This window comes from Actinoplanes nipponensis (genome assembly GCF_016862275.1).
Taxonomy (GTDB): domain Bacteria; phylum Actinomycetota; class Actinomycetes; order Mycobacteriales; family Micromonosporaceae; genus Actinoplanes; species Actinoplanes nipponensis.
Window position 1 is genome coordinate 62,359 of the sequence record NZ_BOMQ01000030.1, and the last position, 19,331, is coordinate 81,689.

16 protein-coding genes are annotated in these 19,331 nt (G+C 74.1%); 6 read left to right on the forward strand and 10 right to left on the reverse strand.

All coding sequences use genetic code 11. The features are described from left to right. Window positions 1-11: 11 nt before the first annotated feature. Window positions 12-5,039 carry a family 43 glycosylhydrolase gene (locus tag Ani05nite_RS13200; protein WP_203768295.1) on the reverse strand — a complete coding sequence of 1,676 codons (5,028 nt, stop codon included), beginning with the start codon at window positions 5,037-5,039 and terminating at the stop codon, window positions 12-14. A gap of 336 nt (window positions 5,040-5,375) precedes the next feature. Here Ani05nite_RS13200 and Ani05nite_RS13205 point away from each other — a divergent pair, with 336 nt between their 5' ends. After that, window positions 5,376-5,720 carry a histone-like nucleoid-structuring protein Lsr2 gene (locus Ani05nite_RS13205; protein WP_203768297.1) on the forward strand — a complete coding sequence of 115 codons (345 nt, stop codon included), beginning with the start codon at window positions 5,376-5,378 and terminating at the stop codon, window positions 5,718-5,720. Window positions 5,721-5,835: 115 nt separating this feature from the next. On the opposite strand, the gene Ani05nite_RS13210 is transcribed toward Ani05nite_RS13205, so the two are convergent. Both Ani05nite_RS13210 and Ani05nite_RS13215 read right to left on the reverse strand, forming a co-directional pair. Further along, window positions 5,836-7,317: a GGDEF domain-containing protein gene (locus Ani05nite_RS13210; RefSeq protein ID WP_203768298.1), complete on the reverse strand. Its 1,482-nt coding sequence runs from the start codon at window positions 7,315-7,317 to the stop codon at window positions 5,836-5,838. Window positions 7,318-7,375: 58 nt separating this feature from the next. Next, a complete protein-coding gene (locus Ani05nite_RS13215) occupies window positions 7,376-7,987 on the reverse strand; it encodes an NADPH-dependent F420 reductase (RefSeq protein ID WP_203768299.1) in 612 nt (203 codons plus the stop codon). Window positions 7,988-8,131: 144 nt separating this feature from the next. On the opposite strand from Ani05nite_RS13215, the gene Ani05nite_RS13220 reads away from it, so the two are divergent. The 3 genes from Ani05nite_RS13220 to Ani05nite_RS13230 all read left to right on the forward strand — a co-directional run bounded on the left by Ani05nite_RS13220 (window position 8,132) and on the right by Ani05nite_RS13230 (window position 10,507). Next, the gene (locus Ani05nite_RS13220; RefSeq protein WP_203768300.1) at window positions 8,132-8,848 is read left to right on the forward strand and encodes a GAF and ANTAR domain-containing protein; all 717 of its coding nucleotides are present in this window, start codon (window positions 8,132-8,134) and stop codon (window positions 8,846-8,848) included. Window positions 8,849-8,909: 61 nt separating this feature from the next. Next, the gene (locus Ani05nite_RS13225; protein ID WP_203768301.1) at window positions 8,910-10,004 is read left to right on the forward strand and encodes a DICT sensory domain-containing protein; all 1,095 of its coding nucleotides are present in this window, start codon (window positions 8,910-8,912) and stop codon (window positions 10,002-10,004) included. Between the two features lie 101 nt (window positions 10,005-10,105). Continuing rightward, window positions 10,106-10,507: an STAS domain-containing protein gene (locus tag Ani05nite_RS13230; RefSeq protein WP_203768302.1), complete on the forward strand. Its 402-nt coding sequence runs from the start codon at window positions 10,106-10,108 to the stop codon at window positions 10,505-10,507. A 10-nt stretch (window positions 10,508-10,517) separates the two neighbouring features. Here the strand turns inward: Ani05nite_RS13230 and Ani05nite_RS13235 are convergent, their stop codons facing one another. Together Ani05nite_RS13235 and Ani05nite_RS13240 are read right to left on the reverse strand one after the other, a co-directional pair. After that, a complete protein-coding gene (locus Ani05nite_RS13235; RefSeq protein WP_203768303.1) occupies window positions 10,518-11,270 on the reverse strand; it encodes a ZIP family metal transporter in 753 nt (250 codons plus the stop codon). 28 nt (window positions 11,271-11,298) lie between these two features. Further along, on the reverse strand, window positions 11,299-12,846 hold the full coding sequence (locus tag Ani05nite_RS13240; RefSeq protein ID WP_203768304.1) for a GGDEF domain-containing protein: 1,548 nt from the start codon (window positions 12,844-12,846) through the stop codon (window positions 11,299-11,301). A gap of 224 nt (window positions 12,847-13,070) precedes the next feature. On the opposite strand from Ani05nite_RS13240, the gene Ani05nite_RS13245 reads away from it, so the two are divergent. Next, complete coding sequence (locus tag Ani05nite_RS13245) at window positions 13,071-14,267, forward strand: right-handed parallel beta-helix repeat-containing protein (protein WP_203768305.1); 1,197 nt, start codon at window positions 13,071-13,073, stop codon at window positions 14,265-14,267. 73 nt (window positions 14,268-14,340) lie between these two features. On the opposite strand, the gene Ani05nite_RS13250 is transcribed toward Ani05nite_RS13245, so the two are convergent. After that, a complete protein-coding gene (locus Ani05nite_RS13250; protein ID WP_203768306.1) occupies window positions 14,341-14,754 on the reverse strand; it encodes a rhodanese-like domain-containing protein in 414 nt (137 codons plus the stop codon). Window positions 14,755-14,789: 35 nt separating this feature from the next. After that, window positions 14,790-15,212, reverse strand: coding sequence for a hypothetical protein (locus Ani05nite_RS13255; protein ID WP_203768307.1), 423 nt, complete (start codon window positions 15,210-15,212; stop codon window positions 14,790-14,792). 185 nt (window positions 15,213-15,397) lie between these two features. On the opposite strand from Ani05nite_RS13255, the gene Ani05nite_RS13260 reads away from it, so the two are divergent. Continuing rightward, window positions 15,398-15,799, forward strand: coding sequence for a hypothetical protein (locus tag Ani05nite_RS13260; protein WP_203768309.1), 402 nt, complete (start codon window positions 15,398-15,400; stop codon window positions 15,797-15,799). Between the two features lie 14 nt (window positions 15,800-15,813). On the opposite strand, the gene Ani05nite_RS13265 is transcribed toward Ani05nite_RS13260, so the two are convergent. The 3 genes from Ani05nite_RS13265 to Ani05nite_RS13275 all read right to left on the reverse strand — a co-directional run bounded on the left by Ani05nite_RS13265 (window position 15,814) and on the right by Ani05nite_RS13275 (window position 18,620). Beyond that, window positions 15,814-16,743 (reverse strand): diacylglycerol/lipid kinase family protein, encoded by a 930-nt coding sequence (locus tag Ani05nite_RS13265; protein WP_203768311.1) that lies wholly within the window; start codon window positions 16,741-16,743, stop codon window positions 15,814-15,816. A 429-nt stretch (window positions 16,744-17,172) separates the two neighbouring features. Continuing rightward, complete coding sequence (locus tag Ani05nite_RS13270; RefSeq protein ID WP_203768313.1) at window positions 17,173-17,853, reverse strand: alpha/beta fold hydrolase; 681 nt, start codon at window positions 17,851-17,853, stop codon at window positions 17,173-17,175. Window positions 17,854-18,314: 461 nt separating this feature from the next. Beyond that, window positions 18,315-18,620, reverse strand: a complete 306-nt coding sequence (locus Ani05nite_RS13275) for a hypothetical protein (RefSeq protein ID WP_203768315.1) — start codon at window positions 18,618-18,620, stop codon at window positions 18,315-18,317. Window positions 18,621-19,331: the final 711 nt, after the last annotated feature.

Consider the following 19,331-nt stretch of genomic DNA (forward strand, 5'->3'; position numbering starts at 1 on the left):
GCGCCGTACGGTCAGCGGACCCGGACCCGCACGATCCGGACCGTGCTGTCGTTGCCCGCCCGGTCCTGCGCCCGGTACGACACCCGGTGCACTCCCTTCCCGCGGATCTCGACCGGCCCCCGGTACATCCGCCAGGCCCCCCGGTCCACGCGGTACGCGATCAGGGCCACCCCGGATTCGCCGTCCCGGGCGGTCAGGGTGACCGTGGCCCGCGTGCGACCGGCGCGTACCGACGCGCCGGTGGCCGGCGGCCGGGGGTCGCGCCGGACGGTGAGTGTGCCCGGCGCCGACACGTTGCCGGCGTCGTCGGTGGCCCGGTAGCTCACGGTCGTCACCCCGGCGGGGAGCGGGACCGGTCCGGTGTAGGGCTGCCAGCGGCCGCCGGCGAACCGGTACTCGCGGCCGGCGATCCCGGACGGGTCGGTGGCGGTGACCACGAGCGCCACCGGGCCGGTGAACCAGCCGTGCCGGCCGGTGGCCCGGACCGGATCGGTCGTCGCGGTGACCGCCGGTGGCGTCACGTCCGGCCGCAGCGGCACGCTGACCTGCTGGACGCTTTCGGTGTTGCCGGCCCGGTCGGTGGCGAAGAACGCGAGGCTGTGCACGCCGGTGAGGGTGAACGGCTTCGCGTACGGCTGCCACGGCCCGGCGTCGACGCGGTAGCTGATCGAGGCCACCCCCGAGGCGGTGTCCCGGGCGCCGAGGGTCACGGTGGAGGTCTTCTTCACGGCCGTGACGGTGACGGCGGACATCGGCGGCTCGGGGTCGACCTGGACGGCCAGGGACGTGACCGGGCTCGGGATCAGGTTCGCGCCCCGGGCCCGGTGCCGCAGGGGGTACGCGCCGGCCGGCAGCGGCACCGGCTCGGTGTACGTGGTCCAGGCGCCGTCGCCCAGGGCGTACTCGATCGTGCTGTTGCCGGCGCCGCCGTCGAGGGTGAGGGTCGCGCCCGAGCCGTACCATCCGTCGGCGCCGGGCCGGGAGATCGCCGCCCGCGGCGCGGTGCCGGTGTAGGTGAGCGGGTCGGCGCCCTCCAGGGTGGGGATCACCGGGGTGATCGCGCCGGCCGCGTCGAAGTAGAGCCGGTCGATGGTGGTCTCGCGGTGGAAGCCGTCGCCGCCGGGGACGGCGAAGCGGTGGTACGCGATGTACCAGTCGTCGGTGCCGGGCACCTGGATGATCGAGCTGTGCCCGGTGCCCAGGATGCCGAGCGCCGGGTCCTTGGCCAGGATGGTGCCGCGGGCGGTGAACGGCCCGTACGGCGTGGCGCCGGTCGCGTAGGCGACCCGGTAGTTCTCGCTGCCGGTGTCGTCGACGGAGTAGCTCAGGTAGTAGGTGCCGTTGCGCTCGTTCATGAACAGGCCCTCGCGGAAGTCGGTCAGCCCGCCGATGGTCTGCCGGCGGGCGACGTCGATCGAGGTCATGTCCGGGTTCAGCGGCGCCACGTAGGCCCGGCCGTTGCCCCAGTACAGATAGCTCTGCCCGGTGGTGTCGGTGAACACGGCCGGGTCGATCTGCTGGGCGCCGGCGTAGTCGTCGCGGTCGATCAGCGGCGCGCCGGAGTCGGTGAACGGCCCGAGGGGCGAGTCGGCGGTGGCCACCCCGATGTTGCCCGCGGCGCAGAAGTAGAAGTAGTACTTGCCGTCGGCCGAGGCGATCGCCGGGGCCCAGGCGTTGGTGTGCGCCCAGGACACGTCGGCCAGGTCCAGGATCGTGCCGTGCTCGGTCCAGGTGGCCAGGTCGGTCGACGACCACACCTTGAACGTGGTGCTGCCCCAGCCCGCGATGCCGTCGGTGGTCGCGTAGATGTAGTAGGTGTCGCCGAAGCGGACGATGTTCGGGTCGGCGTTGAGGCCGGGCAGCACCGGCGTGCGCATGACCCGGGTGGTGACCGTGTAGTCCCGGGTCGCGCCGGCCGCGCTCGTGACGGTGATGCGCCGGGGCCCGGACCAGTCGCCGGCGTCAGCGCCGGTGACGGTGGAGGTGCTGGCCACGGTGAACACCGGGTGCAGACTGCGGCGGTCGGTGCCGGGGCGGACGGGCAGCACGATGGTGCCGGCCTCGCTGTCGATCAGCGCCGGCGCCCTGAGGCTGTCCAGCGTCACCGCGGACACCGTGGTGGCGTTGGCGCCCAGCCGGGCCACCTCGTCGCCGGTCAGGGCCCGGTTGTAGATCCGGACGTCGCGCATCCGGCCCTTGAAGTACCGGTCCGCGCTGTAGACGGAGCGGCCCAAATAGTTCGCCTTGGTGACGCCGTTGCCGATGGAGCCGGGCGTCACGGTCACCGCCGTGTTGCGGGCGACCTGCCGGCCGTCGAGGTAGAGCGTCGCCGCGCCGCCGCCGACGGTGTAGGTGAGCGTCCGCCACGAGCCGCGGGGCAGCGCGCTGCCGGTGGCCGCGCCCTGTTCGGTGCTCCAGTTGCCCGGGGCGATGGCCGCGCGGTAGTTGTCGCCGGTGCTGAACACGTAGCCGTTGCCGGCGCCGCCGCTGTCGGTGTTGCCCATTCCCCAGAGGAAGTAGGGCTTCGGCTGGGCCGGATCGATCCAGACGTCGGTGGAGACCGTCAGGGCCGGCATGCCGGCCAGGAGGTTGTCCGGCAGCTTCACGTGGCCGTCGGCGCCGCCGAAGGTCAGGCTGCCGTTGCCCCAGGTGGCCCCGCCGACCAGGGTGGCGTGGTTGCCGTTGCCCGAGGAGTCGGCGACCGTGGTGCCGGCGCTCTGGTCCAGCGCGTACCGGGCGACCAGGCCGTCGGCGGTGGCCGGCAGCGGTTGCGGCGCGCCGGAGAGCCGGTCGAGCTCGGCCTGGGTGACCGGCAGGACCGTGCCGTGGCGCGGGCTCTTCGGCAGGGCGTAACCGGCCGGGACCTTCCAGGCCGGGGCGTCGAGGTCGTCGGTGCCGAGCGGGATGTAGCCGCGGCCGCCGTACTCGTCGACGAACAGGTAGTAGCGCGAGCCGGACTCGTCGCCGGGGTTGGCCTTGAACGCCGTCGGGCCCTCGACGGCGGAGGTGCCGGCGGCCCGGCCGATGCACGAGGCGACGATCCGCCACGCCGGGTGGGCCGGGTCGTGCGCCGGGTCGGCCACGTCGTCGACGGCGACCAGCGAGTCGGCCTGCTCCTGGATGATGTCGCTGCAGCCGGTGACCGCGCCCTCGTCCTTGGTGAAGCGGTGGTACTTCCCGCCGTCCTTGATCACCGTGCTGTCGATCCGCGAGGAGCCCCGGTCCTGCCAGGTCCGCGGCGCGCTGAAGGTGACGAAGTCGCGGGTCGTGGCGTACAGCATCCGGTTGTAGGTGTCGCCGGTGTGTCCCGGGTCGGACGCGGCGTAGAGCTTGGACGCCCAGAAGACGACGTACTGGCCGAGGGCGTCGTCCCAGAACGCCTCGGGGGCCCAGGTGTTGCCGGCCGTCGGCGGCGAGACCAGCACGTGCCGCTGCGGTCCCCAGTGGACCAGGTCGGTGGACTCCCAGACCTCGATGTGCCGGCTGCCGCGGCGTTGCGAGTCGTCCCACGAGGTGCCGCTGCCGATGGACAGGTCGGTGGCGATGAGGAAGAACTTGTCGCCCTCCGGCGAGCGGATCAGGAACGGGTCGCGCAGGCCCTTGGTGCCCAGCGTGGAGCTGAGCACCGGCTGTCCGCCGTTGAGCTCGGTCCAGCGCAGCGCGTTGTTGCCCTGGCTCGCGGCGAAGGAGATCTTCTCCCCGGCGACGCTGTTGCCGGTGAAGTAGGCGAAGGCGTAGCCCTTCAGCGGCGCGGGCGCGGGCAGCGCGGGGACCGTGGCGGTGAGCGTCCGCTCGGCGCTGACGTCGCCGAGGCTGATCGTGGCGGTGAGCGCGACCCGCTTCGCCGGGCTGCCCGCCGCGGGCCGGTGCACGACGCCGGTGGCGCTGATGGTGGCGGGGTCGGCGCTGGCCCACGCGACGCCGGCGCCGTGCAGGCCGGCGCCGGGCAGCGTCAGGTTGCCCCGGACGTCGTCCAGGTTGGTCACGGTCAGCGCGGCGCGGGCCTCCTCGACCTGTTGCGCGGCCCCGGGCGCGGCCTTGACGGTGACCGGGAACGCCTTGGTGGCAGTGGCGGAGCCGCTGGTGAGGGTGGCGGTCAGGGTCACGGTGGTGTCGGCGGCCGGGCGCGTGACCGCGCCGGCGGCTGTGATCACGCCCGGGTCGGCCGAGGACCACGCGATCGTGCTGCCGTACGTGGGGCCCGCGTACGGCAGGCTCAGGTCGCCGGTGACCGCCGACGTGTCACCCAGGGTCAGCGCCGCCCTGTCCCCCGCCACCCGGGTCGCGCCGGGAATGGCGATCGCGGCGGCCTCGGCGGCGCTCAGCGCCCGGTCGTAGATCCGGAAGTTGCGGACCTTCCCGCGCAGGCGGGCGTCGGCGGTGTAGACCGACCGGCCCAGGTAGTTGGCCGTGGTGACGCCCGACCCGATGCTGCCCGGGGTGAGGGTCACGCCGGTGCGCGACGCCACGGGCGCGCCGTTGAGGTACTCGGTGGCCACCCCGTCGGCGCCCAGCGTGTAGCCGATGCTCGCCCAGACGCCCCGGGGCAGCGCCGACGCCGCCTTGGCGGTCTGCTCGGTGCTCCAGTTGCCGCCGGCGATCGCCGTCCGGTACGCGTCCCCGGTGGCCATCAGGTAGCCGTTGCCCACCCCGGCGGCGTCGGTGTTGCCCAGCGCCCAGATCATGTACGGGGTGGCCTGCGCGGTGTCGATGAGCACGTCGGCGGCCACGGTGACCTGGCCGAGCCCGGCCAGCACGTGGTCCGGCAGCTGCACGTAGCCGTCCGCGCCGCCGAGCACCAGGGCGCCGTCGGCGGACCAGGACGCGTCGCCGCGCAGGGTCCCGTCGCGGCCGTGCCCGGAGGTGTCCGGCGCCGTGGCGCCCGAGGTCTCGGACAGGTCGTAGCGCAGCACGAGGCCGTCGGTCACGTCGGCGGCGGCGGCCGGGGTGGCCGGCGCCACGAGGGCCGCGGCGGCGATGAGCAGGGCGGAGCAGCTAGCCAGGAGTCGGATGCCGCGACGACGGGGCTCGGCGACCATGAAGGCCTCTATCCAGGGGGTGGGTACCGGGAGAATGCCGAGAGTGTTAACGGTAACAAGCAGCCTGTCAAGCGGCTGTCATCAATGAGAAACACACCGGCAATCCCCGGTCGCGGGTGGACCGGGGGCGGGCGCCGCCGCGAAAACGGCCGCAAGCGCACCGATAGGGCGGCCGGCACAACCATGCGCGACGCCGCGGTAACGGATAGGCGACACCAAGAACGCGGATTCGTTTATCGCCCTGCGCCGGACGGCACCATGGCGATATCGGCTATGGTATCGCCAATAGAGGCGGTCACCAGGTGCCGCACCAAAGGCTTATCCGGGAGCGACCACATGGCGAAGCAGATCGTCACCCTGCTGACCGACGACATTGACGGCAGCAAAGCGGACCGCACCGTCGAATTCAGCATCGACGGCGTCAGTTACACCATCGATCTTTCCGAGAAGAACGCCGGCAAGCTGCGCAAGGCGCTCGACCCCTATCTCGCCGCCGCGTCCCGGATCGGCCGCAGCAGCACCGCCCGGATCGCGTCGCGGGGGGCCGCGCCGGCGCCCAGCCGGGCCAACCGCGATCAGAACCAGGCCATCCGGGAATGGGCCAACAAGAACGGTTACGAGGTGTCGGAACGCGGCCGCATCCCCACCTCGATCGTCGAGGCCTTCCACAGCAAGCGCTGATTCCGCGGGCGCCGGCGGCCGCCGTTGCCAATGCGCCGGCAACGGCGGCCGCCGGCCGGCGCGGGCACATTTCGGCGACGGCTACGGGCAATACGCCGGGCCGTCGCGGCGACGGTCAGCTCACCGGCGACGGTGCGGCGCCGGCGACCCGGTCGCGGCCGGCGTTCTTGGCCACGTACAACGCCGCGTCCGCGGCCAGGACCAATGCGTCGATGTCGCCGGCGGCGCGCAGGCCCGCGCAACCCACCGACACCGTCACCCGGTGGCCGCGGTCCTCCCCCACCGCGACGGGGACGGCGCCGATTCCCCGCCGGATCCGCTCGGCGATCTCGCCGACGTGCGCCGGATCGGTCGCCGGGAGCAGGACCGCGAACTCCTCGCCGCCGTAGCGGGCCACCAGGTCGCCCGGCCGGACCAGCTGGGCCAGCCGGTGCGCCACCTCGACCAGCACGCGGTCGCCGCCGTGGTGGCCGTACGTGTCGTTGACCCGCTTGAAGTGGTCGACGTCGAGCAGGAGCATGCCCAGGTCGGCGCCGGCCCGGGCGGCCCGGGCGGCTTCCGCGGGCAGGCTCTGCTCGAAGTAGCCCCGGCTGCGCAGGCCGGTCAGCCCGTCGGTGATGGCGGCGTTGCGCTGGGCCCGCACCAGCCCGGCCATCCGGGCCAGCACCAGCATGAACAGGGCCGCGCAGACCAGCCCGGCGACCAGCACGTGGGGCTCGCCGGTACGCAGGTACTGGATGACCATGGTGGCCGGCGCGATGACGGCGGCCAGCGCCAGCACCGCCAGCCGCGCCGGGGTGGCGTCCGGCGTGACGACGGACGACCGGTCGATCAGCCGCGGCGCGGACGGGTGCAGCACGGCCACCGCGAGCAGGAACGCCGCGCCCATCCAGAGGGCGTCGAGGAAGTTGCCGGGCCGGTAGGTGCCGTCGAGCGACTGGACGCTGTACACCGTGTCGGCCACCAGGATCAGCGCCAGGTAGCCGCCGAGCATCCGCAGCGCGGCGGCGCGCGGGCCGGCGCCGAGCATGAGGCGCGCGCCGACCATGATGAGCATCAGGTCGCCGACCGGGTACGCGACCGACACCAGCGTGGTCACGTTGCCGCTGGTCACGCTCATCGTGGGGGCGATCACCACCTCGTAGATCAGGTAGCCCGCGCTCACCGCGACGATGGCCGCGTCGATGGCGCTGGCCCCGTCCCAGCCCGGGGTGCGGCGCCGGACGACCACCAGCAGGCCCGCCGCCATCAACGGGTAGGCGGCCAGGTAGCCGACGTCGGCCGGGCTCGGATAGGCGACCTCGCCGTGGACCAGCGCGAGGACGTAGAAGATCACGTCGGCGGCGACCGACACCGCGGCGCCGGCGGCCAGCAGCAGCAGGGCCCGGCGCAACGGGCGGTGCCGGCGGGCGGCGACCAGGCAGCACGCCGTCAGCGCCGCGTTCGCGCTGACGTACAGGGCCACCTGGGTGCCGGCCCAGTCGCCGCCCAGGGCGACGAAGCAGTAGTACAGGGCGATGACCACCGGGGTCGCGGCCAGCAGGACCTGCCACGACGCGGGGCGGCGGGCGGGCGCGGCGGCCAGGGCGTTGCTCATCCCCGTACGGTCGCGCCCGGGGGATGCAGCCCCGCGAGCGATCGGTGGTATTCGGGTTTCAGCGGGCGACGCCGACCACCTGGGCGAAGACGGCCGTCGCGTCGGCCACGTCGATCTCGCGCAACTGCAGCGGGCCGCCGGTCTCGGTCAGGCAGGCGTTGCTCGCTCCGCCGGCGAAGAACGGGGCGAACCCGATGTCCTGGATCAGCCGGGTGGCCGCGGCGCGGGCGTCGCGGTGATCGGTGCAGATGAACTCGGCCAGCAGCGGGTCGCGGCCCCGGCGCCGGCGCAGCACGCTCGGCGGGCAGGTGTTGAACGCCTTGACCCAGTGCGCGTCGGGCGCCCAGGCCGTCAGCGTCTCGATGCCGCTGAGATCGTCCGGCCCGGGCCGCCGGTGGCCGGCACGGTCGCCGGGGAAGACGGGATTGGTCGCGTCCAGGACCGGTTTGCCGGTGAGGGCGCGCGCGGTGGCGTCGAGCGTGGTGTGCGCGGCCGCCCAGTCGGGGGCGAACAGCACGACGTCGCCGAAGGAGGCGGCGTCCGTCACGGTGACCGTCTCGGGGCCCGGTACGGCGTCCGGGGAGCCGACGACCACGTCATGACCGGCCTGGGTCCACCACTCGGCCAACGACCCGCCCAGCTCGCCGGCGCCGATGATTCCGATCCGCATGCCAGCAGTGTCCCCCCACCGTCCGCCGCGCGTCCGGAAAACGCTTGAACCGGTTCAACTTCGCCGGCCCGTCCGGGGTAGCCTGACCCTTCCCTGATCGCGCCCGCGCCGGCGGCAGCCGGATGCCTCAGACGGGATGGTCCGTTGTCCGACACCGACCGGCTCACCGCCACCGACGCCTTCGCCCGCCTCGGCCGGATCAACCTCGGCGAGACGGACCTCGAGGGCGTGCTGGAGACCGTCGCCCGCCTCGCGGTCCGCACCGTGCCGGGGGCCGGCGAGGTCTCGGTGACCCTGATCCGCGACGCCCGCGCCCGCACCGCCGCGTTCACCGGCGAGGTGGCCCGTCACCTGGACGAGTCGCAGTACGCCCGCGGCCACGGTCCCTGCCTGGACGCCGCGGCGTCCCTCGCCACGCTGACCACCCGCGACACCACCACCGACACCCGGTGGCCGCACTGGGCCGCCCGCGCGGCCGAGGCGGGTGTGCGCAGCGCCCTCGCGGTCGGCCTGCCGGTGGCGGAATCGGTCACCGGGGCGCTCAACGTCTACGCGCGGGTGCCCGACGCCTTCAGCCCGGACGCCGTCGGGCTGGCGCAGACGTTCGCCGGCTACGCCGCCGTCGCCCTGGCCAATGCGCACGTCCTCGACCGGCAGACCACCCTCGCCCACCAGATGCAGGCCGCGATGGCCAGCCGGGCCGTCATCGAGCAGGCCAAGGGCATCATCATGGGCGACCGGCGGTGCACCGCCGACGAGGCGTTCCGGATGCTCGCCGAGGTCTCCCGGGCCGAGAACCGCAAGGTCCGCGACGTCGCGGCGGCCCTGGTGGCCCGGGCCGCCGGCGCGGTGGCCGGCTGAGCCCCGCGGTGCGGGGGCCGGCGGTGGCGGACCGCCCGGGTCCGTCGTAGAGTCCGGCCCGATGATCACGGATAGCCTGACCAAGTCCACGTTGGTGACCGTCTCGCACGCCATCGAGCAGGCGGCCCTGGCCGTGGCCGAGGACGGGCCCATGGTGGTGGTCGCCCTGTTCCAGCGGCTGCCCTACTTCGAGCGCGAACGCCGGGTGTACGAGCGGATCGCCGGGCTCGCGGCGGTCACCGTCGTCGGCCTGGTCGCCGACGATCCGCCGCCGGTGCCGGCCGGGACCTGCGCCGTGCTGCTGCGCGAGCCGGAGGATCTGGCTCGGGAGTGGACGGTGGCGGTGCTGACCCCCCGCTTCGGCGCCGTGCTGGTCGCCCGCGACCGCGAGGAGGTCGACCCGGCGGCCGCGACGCTGGAGGGCGGCCGGATCTTCGACGGCGGCTGGCGGTTCCGGCGCGACGACGCGCTGCGCGAGGTGCTGCGGCTGCGCGCGGCGCTGGCCGACCGGCTTCCCGGAGCCGCGCTCACGGCGATCGACGACGTGGTGCAGCGGGTCCGGGACCTGCCGGCCACCCCCGGCGAGGGCCGGGCCGACGCGGCGGTTCGGCTGCTGGCCGAGCGTACGGACCGCGACCGCGCCCGGATCCGGCGGCTGCGGGCGCAGGCGGAGGGGACCCCGCCCGGCGGCCGGCACCAGGCCGGCCTGACCGACGAGGCCGGGGTACGCCGCTGGTCGGGCGACGGCGGGGTGACCGCCTCCGGGACCCTGCCGGTGGCGCTGATCGGCGTCCGCCCCGCCCCGGTGCAGACGCTGCCCGAGCAGACCGGCCGGCGTACGGCGGCATTGCGCAACGAGGGCCTGATTACGGTGCTGTCCGCGCTGCTGCGCCCGGCCGACCGGATCACCCGGCTCGACGAGGAGAGCTTCCTGCTGGTCCTGCCGGCGCTGCCGTACGACGACGCGGTGCGGCTGTCGTACCGGATCGGCGCCGAGCTGACGGCGGCGGGCGAGCGCAACCCGTTCCTGCCGGCCACGGCCACCGTGGTGGTGACCGTGACCCGGAACCGGCCGTTGCCGCTGGACGGCATCCGCGCCGGCCTGGCCTGGGCCCTCGGCCAGGGCATCCCGGTCGCCACCCTGCCGGCGGAGTGACCTCCCCGCACGGGTGGAAACCCGGCGCGCAGGTTGCGTCGATCCGTGCGTCGATTTACCGTCGGTTCCCGAAGAGGCGGCACCGGCAGGACGGATGTCAGATGCGCTGGGAACACGCGGTCCGGACCAGGCGGGACGTCAGCACGCTGAGGCTGCGCGGACAGCTCGACCGGTCGGGCGCCGACGCCCTGCACCGCACCCTGGTCGAGGAGGTGCTGCGGGACGGCGTCGCCGTCGTCCGGCTCGACCTGCGCGGGGTGCGGTTCCTGGGCGCCTCGGCGGCGGCGGCGCTGGTGGCGGCGAGCTTCGCCGGGCGCGCGGCGGGCCGCCGGATGATCGTCGGCGCCTGCAGCGACGAGGCCCGCGAGTCCCTGGACCGCACCGGCGCGGCGCAGGTCATGGGGCCGGCAGCCGGCGTCACCACCGGGTCCGCCGCGCTGCGCCGCCCGCGACGCTTCGCCGGCCGCCGCCGGGAGCCCGCGGAGGCCGGTGGCGCCCGTTAGCCGCAGCGGGTCAGTCGACCTGCGACAGGGCGAAGGCGGTCAGGAAGCCGAGCAGCGTGATGAGACCCATGGCCAGGTGGGTCTTCTCGAACGCCTCGGGGATCATCGTGTCGGCGATCATGGTGAGGATGGCCCCGGCCGCCAGGGCCGTGATCGCGGCCAGGATGCCCGGGGCGACCCCGCCGAGCACGGTGTAGCCGGCCAGGGCGGCCAGCCCGCTGATCAGGGCGATCCCGCCCCACAGGCCGAGGACGTAGGTCCGGGACCGGCCGGCCCGGCGCATCCCGGCCGCGCTGGACAGGCCCTCCGGCACGTTGCTGATGAACACCGCGGCCACGGTGGCCACGCTCACCGCGCCCCCGGCCAGCAGGCTGGTGCCGATGACGATCGACTCCGGCACGCCGTCGAGCAGGGCGCCGAAGGCCAGGGCCGTACCGGAGCCGCCCTGTTCGTCCTCGGAGGGCTGCTGGTCGCCGGAGCGTTTGCGGTGCCGGGCGCCGCGCCGGGCCAGCAGCACGTTGGCCCCGGTGTAGACGACGGCGCCGGCGATGGCGCCCAGCGAGGTCGGCCCCAGCCCGCCGCCCTCGTACGCCTCGGCCATGAGCTCGAACGACACCGCCGAGAGCAGCACCCCGGCGCCGAAGGCCATGATCGAGGCGATGACCTTCTGGGGAATCCGGGTCAGGTATCCGATCCCGGCGCCGACGAGCAGCGCCGAGCCGGCCAACAGTCCCCAGCCACCCGCTTGCAACCATCCCGGCATCGCCGCACAGTATCCCGGGCGATCTCCCTCAAACCGCGACGGGGTCCGCCGTCGGGGTGACGGCGGCCGAGACCCGGTCCCGTCCCTCCGCCTTGGCTCGGTAGAGGGCCCGGTCCGCGGCCTCCAGCAGCTGCCGCACGGAGCCGTCCGGCGCGCTCGCCACCCCGATCGAGGCGGTCACGGAGATGGCGGCGCCGCCGGCGACGATCGGGGTCTCCCGCAGGTGCCGGCGTACCCGTTCGGCGACGCTCCGCGCCTCCGGGGCGTCGGCGCCGGCCAGCAGCACCACGAACTCCTCGCCGCCGTAGCGCGCGACCACGTCGTCCGCGCGCGCGGCGGACGCGATCCGGGTCGCGGCCGCCGCCAGGACGGCGTCGCCGGCCAGGTGGCCGAAGGTGTCGTTGACCAGCTTGAAGTGGTCCAGGTCGACGACCATCAGGCTGACCGGGGCGCCGCCGGCGGCCGCGCCCAGCCGCTCCACCTGCGTCATCAGGTACCGGCGGTTGTAGAGGCCGGTGAGCCCGTCGGTGACGGCCAGCCGCTGCTGCTCCTCGACCGCGCGGGCGAGCTGTTCGGCCAGGCCGGCGCGGTCGGCCGCGAACAGGTACTGGCGCAGCATGACGGTCAGGAACAGCACGCCGACCACGATCAGCGTCAGATCGCCCACCGCACCGGTGCGGACCTTGTCGAACACGACGAGCGCGGACGTGGCGGTCAGCGCCATGAGGATCGGCAGGAGCGGCAGGCCGCGGTCGAAGGACAGCGGCCGGGCGGGCGATTCCGGGCGCCGTACGGCCACCACCGCGGCCAGCAGGCACAGCATCGACGCCGCCTCGAAGCCGGCGTCCACCCACCCGCCGCTGTCGTAGGCGCTGAAGGCGGCCAGGTAGATGTAGACCATGTCGCTGACGGCGTTGACGGCCCCGGCCGCGCCGACCAGCCGCACGGAGAGCGGGACCGAGTCGTGCCCGGCCATGCCGACGATGCCGAGGCAGGCCAGCAGCACCACGTCCAGCAGCGGGTACGCGAGGTTGACCAGGTCGGCCGCCGTGACCGCCTCGGTCAGCTGCGGCTGGACCAGCATCCGCCAGCCCAGCGCGCCGAGGGTGACGATGATCAGGGTGCTGTCCACCAGCCCGCGCAGGTGCCGCAGCCGGCCGGCCCCGCCGAACCCGACCAGGACCGCGATCACCATGACCGTGGAGGCGGTCAGATAGCCCAGGTCGGCGACGGACGGCGCCGGCGGGCCGTCCTCGGTCAGGTAGTCGTAGCCGGCCCAGGCGCACTCGCCGGCCAGCTGGGCGACGAATGCGACGGTGAGCAGTCGCCAGAGCGTGCGGTGCCGGCCGCGCGAGCGGCGGACCGCCAGCCCCGCCACGAGCACCCCGGCGACCAGCGGCACGAGGTAGACGATGTCCCCGACGAACATGGCCAGCCGGGGCCGGTCCCGGCCGAGCGCGGTCAGCACGACGTACCCGGCCATCCAGGCCACGGCGGCGCCCACCACAACCCGCAGCAGCCGGTCCGGCGTGCCGCCGGCCGGCCCGGCGGCCGGGCGTACCTGCCCCGCGCTCATCCCGCTCACCGTTTCCCGTGCCCCATTCGGAGGACTTCTCCGGCCCCTCATCGGTCCCACCGGGCCCGAGCTGAGCGGAAGACCCCCGGTGGTTGCCCCCGCGGCCGGCAACGCATCGTTGACAGTCGATCCGCCGGGTGGCTAGCCTCGCCAGGAAAGCGCTTACCAGTACGGTGTCCCGGGCCCCACCACCGGCGCGCCCGCCCCCCGCCCCTGGAGTCCCCATGCGTACCCGCAGCACCGTCCCGCTCGCCGCCGCCGTCGCCCTCGCGGCCGCGGCCGTCGTCATCGGCGGCCCGTCGGCCCCCGCCACCGCCGCCGCGCCGGCCCCGCTGTTCGTCGCCCCGACCGGCGACGACAGCAACGCCGGCGACCTGGCGCACCCGCTGCGCACCATCCAGCGCGCCGTCGACCTGGCCCAGGCCGGCACCGTCATCTCGGTCCGCGGCGGCACGTACGCCCTGACCACCAACATCCAGATCGCCCGCAGCGGCACCGCGAGCCAGCCGATCACGCTGACCCGGTACGGCGCCGAGCGCGTGGTCATCGACGGCGAGGGCCTGCCCAACACCCCGGCGCCGGTCGGCGGCAGCGTCCCCCGGGCCCAGCGCGGCGCCGTCCACATGGCCGCCTCGTACTGGCGCCTGATCGGCCTGGAGCTGGTCAACGGCCCGTACGGGCTGTACTGCGACGGCTGCAACGGCAACGTCTTCGAGCGCCTGTCGACGCACGACAACTACGAGACGGGGCTGCAGATCCAGGGCGCCTCGAGCAACAACCTGGTGCTCAACCTGGACAGCTACCGCAACCGCGACCCGCGCAAGAACGGCGAGAGCGCGGACGGCCTGGCCATCAAGGAGGGCAGCGGCACCGGCAACGTGGTCCGCGGCGCCCGGCTGTGGCACAACGTCGACGACGGCTTCGACGCCTGGATGTTCACCTCGCCGATCACCGTCGAGGGCAGCGTCGCGTACGGCAACGGGTTCAACCGGTGGAACTTCCCCGACTTCGCCGGCGACGGCAACGGCTTCAAGATGGGCGGCGGCGACCCCGACCCGGCCGCCAACCACGTGATCCGCAACAGCATGGCGTTCGGCAACGCGGCACACGGCTTCACCGACAACGGCAACCCCGGGTCGCTGACCTTCGACCACGACACCGCGTACGCCAACCCGAAGACCGGCTTCGACGTCGACTCCAGCACGTCCCGGCTGACCGCGAACCTGGCCGTGGGCAACGGGACGGCGGTGGCGCTCGGCCGGTCCACCGGCAGCGGGAACTCGTGGAACCTGAGCTCGGTGCCGGCGCCGGCCAGCACGGACAGCTCGGTGCTGACCGGGCCGCGGACGGCCACCGGGGCCATCGCGACCTCGCCGTTCCTGCGGCCGGCGAACGGGGCCGACCTGGGCGCCCGGATCTGAGCGGTCCCGACCGGCGCGTCCGGGCCCGCAGCAGCCCGACGACCTCCACCCGGGCGCACCGGCCCGGCGGGTGTCAGAGACGGATGTCGGCCGGGCCGGCGGTCACGGGCAGCCCGGCGGCGAGCCAGGCCTCCACACCGCCGGCCAGGTCCGTCGCCCGGCGAAGCCCCACCGAGCGCAGGCTGGCCGCCGCCAGGCTGGAGCTGTAACCCTGCCGGCAGACCACGATGACGGGCACGTCGTAGCCGGTCGCCTCCGGGATCCGGTCCGGCGAGGCGGGGTCCAGACGCCACTCCAGCACCGTACGGTCGATCACCAGCGCGCCCGGCAGCTCGCCCTGCACCCGCCGCTGGGCCTCGGTGCGGGTGTCGACCAACAGGGCGCCGTCCGCCACGGCGGTGCGGGCCTCGTGCGGTCCGAGCCGGCGCAGGCCGGCCCGGGCGCGGGCCAGCACGGCGTCCACGCCCCGGGTCTCGACGATCGTCATGCACCCGATCATGACGCGACCGGCGACGCCCCGCACTACCGCAGCCGGCGCCGGGCCCGCCGGATCCCGCGGCGGGCCAGGTCGTACAGGGCGATCGCGGCCACCGACCACCCGAGCAGCTGGAGCCAGCCGCCGGGGTGACGCACGGCGAAGCCGATGCCGAGCGGGACGTACAGCAGGGCCAAAGCCAGCGGCAGGAGCTTCTCCCGCGCGTCGCGGCCGGGCGACCCCAGCGGGTCCCGGCCGATCGCCTCGCGCAGCGCCGCACCCAGCCGGATCCGGCTGTAGTCGCCGCGGCGTTCGGCCTCGACGGCGGCGTCCAGCGCACCGGCGGCCCGCGCCAGCTCGGCCCGGGTGAGGCGGCCGGTCAGCACCCGCGGGCCGACCGTCACCGTGACCTCGACCTCGGCCCGTCCCTCCCGGGTCACCCGCCACTCACCCACCCCGGGGCTCACCATGGCGACGACTGTGCCACACGGCGACACCCCGGCCACGTGGAGGTTTCCGGCCCGTGGCCGGGCGGTCACGGCGATGACGGCCCGGTTTCCGGTCCGGGCGAAACCCCCGGCGCCCATCCTGACCTCGTCGTAAGCCGACCGACCGGATGATCCGGGCGGCCCGGGAACGCCGTTACGCTCCGCCCGTGAACGACATCGAGACCGCCCGCAGGCCGCGCCCGGCGCTGTGGATCGCCGTGGCGGTCGTGCTTCTCATCGTCGCGGCGGGAGGCTACATCGTGCTCCGCGGCGGCGGACCGCACCAGGTCACGTTCGAGGTCACCTCGAGTGGCGAGAAGATCTCCTCGATCACCTACGGCGCCGGCCCGGGCCAGCTCGGCAAGGACGTCGGCGCGGCCGCGGCGGCCCCCTGGTCCAAGTCGTACGAGCTCACCGACACCTCCGGCAAGCTGTGGCTGCACGTGCTGTCCCCGGCCGGCGGCGCCATCACCTGCACGATCTGGGTCGACGCGAAGGTCGTCGTGGAGGCCACCACCCTGTCCGGGGCGACCTGCGAGATCCCGTTCGACGACGCCCTCGACAGCTAGACCGGCATCCCGGGCTAGAGATCCGGGGTGCCGGCCGGGGCCATCACCCGCAGCGCGTTGGCGTCCAGGCCGACGCGCAGCGGGGTCCGCCCGGCCGGCTCACCGTCCACCTCGACCCGGGCGGGCCGGTCGGTCTCCAGCCACAGCTCGCCCACCGCGAGGAACGGCTCCTCGTCGAGCGTGCGCCGGTGACCGGTGGCCGCGTTGCGGGCGGTCTCCCGCAACAGCCCCCACCGGCCGCGGCCGCCGACCGGGTAGGCCACCAGCAGACGGTCGTCGGCGTGCGCGTCGGCGGTGATGGGCCGGCCGGCGTGGAAACCGCCGTTGGCCACATAGAGCTGATGCGTCACGAAGACGTGCTCACGGCCGTCGGCCCGCACCACGACCCGCAACGGCCGGTGCCGGGCCAGGAGGCCGAGGGCGGTGACCGGGTACGCGACCCGGCCGATGACCCGCTTGAGCAGCCGCGGCGCCGCGAGCATGAGGTCCGCGGACAGCCCCACACCGACATGGTTGGTGAACGCGGTGGCCCCGGCCAGCCCCAGATCCACGTCGATGACCTTGCCGTCGGCAAGCGTGGCCACGGCCGCGTCGAGCGTGAGCGGCACACCGACCGTCCGGGCGAAATTGTTGGTGGTGCCCAACGGCAACAGCCCGAGCACGATGTCCCGATGAGCCAGCAACCGCGCGGCGGTGCTGATGGTCCCGTCACCACCGCCGGCCACGAGCAGGTCGGGGCCGTGCTCGATGGCCGCGGCAAGCGTCGCCTCCAGCTTACGAGGACGCTCGACGGGGCACGCGTCCAGCAAGGTGAACCCCGCAGCCAACAACCGGGCCCGGGTGGCGTCGTACAACCGCCGCCCCTGCCGCGAGTGCGCGTTGACGACGAGCGCCGCCCGCCGGTCCCGCTTGACGGCGTCGGTCAGTTCCTGCTTGGTCCGCATCCGGCCAGTTTCCCGTACGGGCCGGGAGCGGGGCACAGCCGAGGTGCCTGGCGCCGCCGCGGCCGGCCCGGTGTTGGTCACCAGAGCCCGGAGCGCCTCGGCCGATTCCGACGCCCGGCCCGGCCGCTACCTGGCCCGCGCCGCCGCCTGGCCCGCACGGCCGCCTGGCCCGCGCCGCCGCCTGGCCCGCACGGCTTCCTCGCCCGCACGGCCGCCTCGCCCGCACGGCTTCCTCGCCCGCACGGCCGCCTCGCCCGCGCCGCCGCCTGGCCCGAACGGCCGCCGCCCGGCGCGCACCGCCACCGCGACCCGGCGCGCACCGCCGCAGCCTGGCCCGCATCTTCCCCAGCCGTCACGTGCATCGTCCAACCAACACCACCAAGCCCTTCATCGCCGCTGCGTCTTAGCCACACCGCCTGGCTTTTGCCCTCACTTCACCAACCGCGCTGCCAATTCCTCGGGTCGGCTCAGCGCCACCAGGTGACCGCCGGGCAGGACCTCGGGTGTGAGACCGAGGCGTTCCCGGGCTATCCGGGCCTGAAAGTCGACCGGGAACAGCCGGTCGGCGCGGCCGCTGAGCACCCGGGTCGGCACGTCCGGCCAGGCGCTCAGTGGCCACGGCTCCTCGAACGGCGTGCCCGACTGCGCCGGCTCGACGGTCATGGCCTCCGCGGTGACGTCCGGCGGCACGTCGTGGAAGAAGGTCACCAGGGGGTCGAAAGGTGCGTCCGGGGAGCGGCCTTCCCGGACGTCGAGCTCGCGCCGGGCCTGCTCCTGCCCGGTCGCGGCCCACCAGTCCCCGCCGGTCTCGCCCGGTGCGGGGATCATCGCGTTGACCAGGACGAGCTCGGTGACGCTCAGCCGGTCGCAGGCCAGCGGCGCGCTGAGTCCGCCCATCGACTGAGCGACCAGCACCACATCACGGTGGTCGGAAGCGGCGAGGACGATCGTGTCGGAGTACTCCCGCAGCCCGGCGGCGTCGTCGGCGGCCGGCAGATCGACGGCGACCGCCTCCTGGCCGAGCCGGCGCAGCTCCGGCACGAGCCGGTGCCAGTACCAGGCGCTGCCGCCGGCCCCGGGCACCAGCACATACGTCTTGGCGGACCTCATCGTTCGCACCTCCTCGTCTCTTCGGTAGGCACACCTTGCCACGGGGGTACGACAATTTTGGGCCGCGCGGAAACGGGCAAGATCGACTAAGCCGCGGGGGCCGAAAAATGTCACCCGGGTACGAGACAATGGGTCCATGCGGCAGCTCCAGCTCTTCACCACAGCTGAACTGGCCGCCATGCGCGACCGCACCGCATCCCGCACCTATTCCGCGGAGAAGAAGGAGTTCCGCCGCGTCCATCAACGCCGCCGCGCCTGGGGTCTGGAACGGCGCCACGCCGAGCGCCTCCGTTACCTGGCGAACAGACCGCGTGAGGGTCGGGCGCCCGCCGCCGCCCGGGAGGCCCAGACGCGCTGCCCCGGCGCGATCCGGTCGGGCGTATCTCCCTCCAGGGCCGGGGCGGCAGCGGCCTCAGGGCCTCCGAACAGGCAGGATACGAGGCAACACGAGCCGCGACCGGTCAGGCCCGGCGGAGCAGACGACGCCGCTCCGGGAACCGCACCGATCGGGCCGTCCACTGCCGACAATGATCGCGAGTCTCCCGTGAGGCCTGCCTCCGCTCCAGGAAGTCGCCGCCCCACACCCGGACCGGAACCGGTGCAGGCACCGGGGCTGAGCCAGACGCCATTGTCAGGACCAGGACCAGGACCAGGACCAGGACTGGGACTGGGACAGGCAACAGCGCCAGCACCAGCACCAGCACCAGCATCAGCACCAGCACCAGCACCAGCGAGAGCAGATCCGACCAATGGTTCCCGACGTTCACCGCGCCAGGAGAAATCGCACGCGGTAATGATCCTCCCTCTGTCTGAAATGCGCCATGCTGGCCGGCGGAAAGGTGGACGATCGCCTCCCGCGCAATCATTCATCGGCGGCTGCACAGACACGCCGAGAAACAGCGTGGCGACGCCGATGTCGGATAAACGGTTCGGCGCCACGTGGAAGCCGCCTGTCCGCCCCCGGCGGGAAGCCGTGCCAGCGCCGACCCGATGCCTGACCGGCGACACACGGCCAGAGATGGACGCGCCATGTCGGGACGGCAGCGCCCGGCCCGGAAAGGAACTCAACGGCCGGAGCCAGCAGCGCACTGCCACAAGAAGAGAGCCACCGGTTCAGGCGGCGCACGGCCCGAAGAGGAACCCACCCGGCCGGGCCACCAGCGCATCGACCAGGGAAGGGAACTACCAGCCCAGAACGGCAGTGCCTCGACCGAGAGGCCACCCACCAAGGCGGGGAGGTCAAGGCGCCGCCCCGAGGAAGAAACCCACTAACCCCGGGCACGGCCCGGGATCCCACACGAGGCAACCCCGGCGAGCGGTACGGAACCGAACGAATCGAGGCGGAGTCTGCGCGCCGGGATGGCTGAGCAGCGAGGGATCGACTCGGGAGGACGACAGATCTTGAGGCGCTGCGATTCAGCGCGGCCGGGCGACACCCACGCCCGTCGCATCCGGCATGTCGCCTGCCCCGGCTCCCC